6 protein-coding genes are annotated in these 5590 nt (G+C 49.4%); all 6 read right to left on the reverse strand.

Going from position 1 to position 5590, the window contains the following annotated elements:
* Positions 1-23: 23 nt before the first annotated feature.
* The gene (locus QZ176_RS10115) at positions 24-1196 is read right to left on the reverse strand and encodes a HAMP domain-containing sensor histidine kinase (RefSeq protein ID WP_295153318.1); all 1173 of its coding nucleotides are present in this window, start codon (positions 1194-1196) and stop codon (positions 24-26) included.
* Positions 1189-1851 (reverse strand): response regulator transcription factor, encoded by a 663-nt coding sequence (locus QZ176_RS10120; protein ID WP_295153320.1) that lies wholly within the window; start codon positions 1849-1851, stop codon positions 1189-1191. Before QZ176_RS10120 ends, QZ176_RS10115 begins: the two co-directional genes overlap by 8 nt.
* Entirely contained in the window at positions 1851-2084 is a 234-nt protein-coding gene (locus QZ176_RS10125; RefSeq protein ID WP_295153321.1) for a hypothetical protein, read from the reverse strand. The genes QZ176_RS10120 and QZ176_RS10125 overlap by 1 nt, the downstream gene beginning before the upstream one ends.
* 432 nt (positions 2085-2516) lie before the next feature.
* A complete protein-coding gene (locus QZ176_RS10130; RefSeq protein ID WP_295153323.1) occupies positions 2517-3506 on the reverse strand; it encodes a methionine ABC transporter ATP-binding protein in 990 nt (329 codons plus the stop codon).
* Positions 3507-3550: 44 nt separating this feature from the next.
* Positions 3551-4537: a diaminopimelate dehydrogenase gene (locus QZ176_RS10135; protein ID WP_295153325.1), complete on the reverse strand. Its 987-nt coding sequence runs from the start codon at positions 4535-4537 to the stop codon at positions 3551-3553.
* A 246-nt stretch (positions 4538-4783) separates the two neighbouring features.
* The coding region (locus tag QZ176_RS10140; RefSeq protein ID WP_295153327.1) for a class I tRNA ligase family protein at positions 4784-5590 on the reverse strand (807 nt) is incomplete at its 5' end.

Genomic DNA, 5590 nt, shown 5'->3' on the forward strand with positions numbered 1-5590 from the left:
AAATTTCACTAAATTTTAAAATTTTATTCGCGCCACGTAAGGCGAAAGGTCGTTATCTCGCCCGGCACGCTGTCGTAAGAGATAGAAAAGGAGTATTTTTTGCAGACCTCGCTTACGATGCTAAGCCCGATTCCAAAGCCGCCTTCGCTTGAGTTAAAGCGCGCAAAGCGCCTGAAAATTTCGTCGCCCTTTTTCCTGTCGATCCCCTCGCCGCTGTTTGAGATCGCTAGCTCGCCGCGCCTTAGTCGCACATCCACGTAGCCGCCTGCATCGGCGTATTTTACGGCGTTGCTTAGCAGATTGTCGATCAGGCGCGAAATTTCATAGACGTTCGCGCTCATGCTCGCATCCGAAAGATCGGTTTTAAGGCTTAGTCTGCGCTTTTGAATAAACGGCGCGAAGTATTCGCAGCGCGAAGCGACGAGGCTTTTTAGATCGATCGAGCTAATCTCGCCCTCCTTATTCATACCGAAGGTTAAAAACACAAGATCCTCGTAGATGCGAGAAAGCGTCTTGGCGGCAAGATCGATATTGGCGACGCGCTTGGCGTTGTATTCCCCAAGCTCAGCGTGCCGCATCGTCTCGACGCTCATAGAGATGATACTAAGCGGAGTATTGATCTCGTGGGTGCTATCTTTGATGAAGCGATTTAGCGTGTCGATCTTATCGTAAAGCGGCTTTGTGCCTAGCCGCACCAGATAAAACGCCACGGCTAGGATTACGCCCAAAAGCGCTATCATCATCGCTGCGGTTTTGATACGAAGCGTTAAAATTTCGCCCTGCACGCTACTTCCAAGCAGAATGATTTTAGCCTTGGAAAAGGCGTTTCGCTCCTCCATATTTTGCAGATTCTCATAAATTCCTAGCCTTCCGCCACTTATAAATTCCGCCTTTAGCTTCGCTTTGTCAAGTGCGCCAAGCTCGCCGTCACAGCCGTAAATTTCATCAGAGTTTGGCTTAAATATACACGCGCTTACGCCCTTTTCGCGCTCGAAGTCCGCTAGTGATTCCAGCCCGTCCATGCTCGCTTTCATATAGATCATCATTTTGATCTCTTTGAGCTCTTTTATCCTGTGCGAAAGCAGCGCGGCTTCGTTCATACTGTAATTTATCTTGAAAAAATATCCTAAAAATAACGCGCTTGAAATGAGATATAAAGATAAAATTTTAAGCGTTAAAGCGGTCTTTTCAGACATACAGATACCCCGCGTTGCGGCGATTTATGATGTGCTCTTCGCCTAGGACGCGGCGTAGATTTTTGATATAAGTTCGTAGCGCTTCTTCACTAGGCGTTTCATCAAAAGCGTAGATCGCGGAGAAAATTTCATCCTTGCTTAAAAGCCTGTTTTTATTTTGTAAAAAAAGCGCCAGCAGCTCGCGCTCTTTGTTTGAAAGCGCGACGGGCACGCTCGATCTGCGAAGCTCTTTGCTTGCAAAATAAAATTTAAACTCGTCGTCAATAGTTACAAAATCATCAAAATTATGACTGAAGTTTCGCTTTATGAGAGAATTAACGCGCAGCAACAGCTCTTTTAGCTCGTATGGTTTTTTGAGATAGTCGTCGCAGCCGCTTTTAAAACCAACCTCAAGATCATCAAGTGTATTTAGCGATGTGGCGAATATCGCGGGGGTGCGATCGCCGCTCTTGCGCAGCTCTTTTAAAAGTGAAAATCCGTCGCCTTTGGGGATTTTTACGTCAAAGATAAAAAGATCAAATTTTTGTTCATAAGCAAGATCCGCGGCGCTTTGAGCGTCGCTGCAAACGCATACGTCAAAGCCCGCGTCTTTTATATATTCGCCGATGAGATCGCAAAGGATCTCATCGTCCTCTACGAGTAAAATTTTACTCACTACATCTCTTTTTTCATCTCTTTTTTCATTTCGCCTTTCATCTCATCTTTCATATGTTTACCCTCTTTCATAGCATCCTTGTGCATATCCTTCATATCGCCTTTCATCTCTTTCGCACCATTATGCATTGACATATTGGCATCCTTCATCTCATCTTTCATGCCCATGTCGGCAGCTACGGCAAAAGTGCCAGCAAATAGCGCACTAAGCGCAAACAAAGTAAGTTTTTTCATTACGTACTCCTTAAAAGAAATTAGCGGAATTATACTTCCGTAAAAGTGAAGTATGTGTGAAATTCCGAAAAAATTCAAATTTAAATTTAAACGCCTGTAAATTCAAATGCGGCGCGGCTTAAATGCGCTCGGTCGGTCGCGATCTCTGAAATTTAAATCGCCTCGCTACGGCTAGTCAAATTCTAAACGCAAATCAAAGCTAACGAGGGCGCACGCCAACAGCGCATCACCGAGCTTGCTTTACCGCGGCGAGATAAAAATTTAAACCACCGGCGAAACTGATTAAATTTATTATGCCACGACGCGCACGTCAAATCAAAAACGCGCCGAGCCAGCCTTTGAGTCCGCGACCTCGCGCGAGCTTTTAAATTCGCTATGCCGCGTAAGCTTTTAATTTAGTGCGGCGCAAGCGCACAGGGCGCGAAATCGCACCTAGATCGCGGCGCAGCTTTTGATCTCATCCTCGCTTACGATCTCGTAGATCACGCCCGCGTTTTTGATAAACTCCTCCACGCGCGCGACGTGTGAGGGCTCTACGTTGATCACGAGGCTTCCGACGACGTTTTTATCAAGCCGCTCGAGCTTGCCCCAAACGATGTTAAAATTTATCTCCAAAGCGCGCGCCATATGCGTGATCACGCTGTCAAACGCAACCGCGGGCGGGAAAAAGAGCCTGATATTCACGCCGCTTGCGGGCAGCACCTCCTCCTCGCCCAAAAACTCCTTCATATTCTCATCCGGGTGCAAAAACAGCGAGACAATATCGCCCGAGTTGCTCACGCGCCCGCCCTTAAGCAGGATCGCGCGCTGCGCGATGCCCTTTACGACCTCCATCTCGTGCGTGACGAGCACGATCGTGATGCCTAGCTCGCGATTGATGCGGCGCAGAAGCGACAAAATTTGAGCGGTGGTATTGGGATCAAGCGCTGAGGTCGCCTCGTCGGAAAGCAAAATTTTAGGGCTTAATGCAAGCGCACGCGCAATCGCCACACGCTGCTTCTGTCCGCCGCTAAGCTCGCTAGGATAGGCGTTTGCTTTATTTGCAAGCCCCACGAGCTCCAAAAGCTCGGCGACGCAGCGCTTCGTATGATCTTCGGAATGGCCCCAAAACGCAAGCGGCGTAGCGACGTTTTGCGCGACGGTGCGGCGGCTCATAAGCGCGAAGTGCTGAAAAATCATACCGATATTTTTGCGCAGCTCGCGGATCTGAGCACCGCTTAGCTCTCTTACCTCCCTGCCCTCTACCTTGAGGCTTCCTTCTTGATAGTCCTCAAGGCCGTTTATGCAGCGCAGCAGAGTGCTTTTACCCGCGCCGCTGCGGCCGACGATAGCAAAAATTTCGCCCTGTTTCACCTCCAGGCTCACATCGTCAATCACGCAGGTTTTGCCGTAAAATTTCTTTAAATTCTCTATCTTTATCACTCAGATTTCCTCGTTCATAATTCCGCCGAAGCGCCCCCAAAAATTTATAAAATTTCGCGCCTTAGCTCATCTGCACTCTTTGGCGAAAGAAGCGCCGGAGCGATGTCAAATACGCTAAACGCGCCGCGCTCGCCTCTTTGCGCCAAGCGATACGCCGCGCGGGCGTAGGCTACGAGTACGCTTGCGGTAAATTCGGGATTTGAGTCAAGCTTTAGCGAAAACTCGATCAAGTGTTTATTTTCGCCGCGCTCGCCCGTCGCTCCGCTTCGCAGAACAAATCCTCCGTGAGGGATGCCGCCGTGCTCTTTTTTAAGCGTCGCAAGACCCACGAAATGCACGCTCGTGTCGTAGTCGGCGAAATAATTCGGCATCGTTTTTATCTCTTTTTCTATGCGCGCTTTATCGGCGCCGTCCTCGGCCACGACATAGCACTCGCGCAGGTGTTTTTCGCGCGTGCTAAGTTTCGGGTTTTCGCCCGCGCGAACTCGCTTTAAGGCGCTTTCTATCGGCACGGTGTATTGTCGCGCGTCCACGACGCCCTCGATCCTGCGGATAGCGTCGGAGTGGCCTTGGCTCACGCCTTTACCCCAAAACGTATAACTGCTGCCGTTTTGCAGCACACTCTCGCCGAGCAGTCTATTTAGCGAAAACAGACCCGGATCCCAGCCAACGGCGATGATGCCTACGTTTCCGCCCGCTTTGGCTGCGGCGTCCACCGCGGCGAAGTGCTCAGGGATTTTCGCGTGCGTATCAAAGCTATCAACTACATTAAATTCTTTTGCAAATTCTGGCGTCTGTGTCGGCAGATCCGTCGCGCTACCGCCGCAAAGAACTAAAACGTCGAATTCGCCCTTGTGCGATAAAATTTCATCCGCGCTAAATACCGGAGCACCGCATGTTTGCACGCTGTGCGGCTCGCGGCGAGAAAACACCGCCGAAAGCTCTAAATCCTTGCTATTTCGCGCGGCAAGCTCTACGCCGCGACCTAAATTTCCATATCCCAAAACCGCTATTTTTATTTTTTCGCTCATTTTTCATCCTTCAAATTTTAAAATTTAGCGCGTAAAACGGCGCGCTGCCGATGAAATTTTACCTCAGTAAGAAATAATAAATCACGTATAACCAACTTAAAAATCCGTGGATTATCGCCCACATTATGCTTTTATTGACTCCCCATGATAGTGCAACGGCTATGACCGTGCCTAAAGTAAATCCACCTATACTACCTTTTGACATATTTTTCTCCTTGATTTAAAATTTAAGCTCAAACTAGCGGGCTACTCGCCAAACGCTTTTAGCTCGTCGCATACTTTGGCGAATTTCTCCTGCGCGCTTTGCAGCCCTTCGCGGTTGGCTTCGACTACGGCTTGCGGGGCGGAGGCCACGAATTTCTCGTTATTTAGCATGCCTGAGAGCTTTTCGATCTCTTTTTGCAGCTTCGCTTTTTGCGCGTTAAGGCGCGAAATCACGCCGCTAAGATCGACCCCCTCAAGCGGTACGAAAGTTTCTAGCCTCTCGCTCACGTCGCGGGCGGAATTTGCGATGTTTTGCTGCGTAAATTCCACTTCATCGACCTTGGCAAGCGTTTTGATGTAGTCCGCAGCAGCGCTTAGATCGACTGCGGATTTGACGTAGGCCTTGACTACTCGCGCATTACCGAGCTCGATCGTCGCCTTTGCGCGGCGAATGCTGACGATCGCTTCGATGAGAAGCGAAAATAGCTCCTCGATCCGCTCGTCACGCTCGCCAGGATGTGGGTATCTCATCACCATGATGGAGCGTGCGTCTTGCAGCTTTGTGCCACTTAGCTCCTGATACAAATACTCGCTTAGAAACGGCATAAATGGGCTTAGTAGCTTCATCGCTTCTTTAAAAATCATCCCTAGCTCGCCGATCGCGGCCTTGTCCGCTTTGCTAAGCTCGATGCCCCAGTCGCAAAACTCGTCCCAGAAAAATTTATAAAGCTCGGTCGCAGCGTCGTTGAAGCGGTATTCATCTAAATTTTCCCGCACCGCGCTCACACAGCAATTAAAGCGCGAAAGCATATATTTGCCGAGGCTCGTTTTGATCTGCGCTGCGTCCAA

The organism is uncultured Campylobacter sp., from assembly GCF_905373215.1.
Classification (GTDB): Bacteria; Campylobacterota; Campylobacteria; order Campylobacterales; family Campylobacteraceae; genus Campylobacter_B.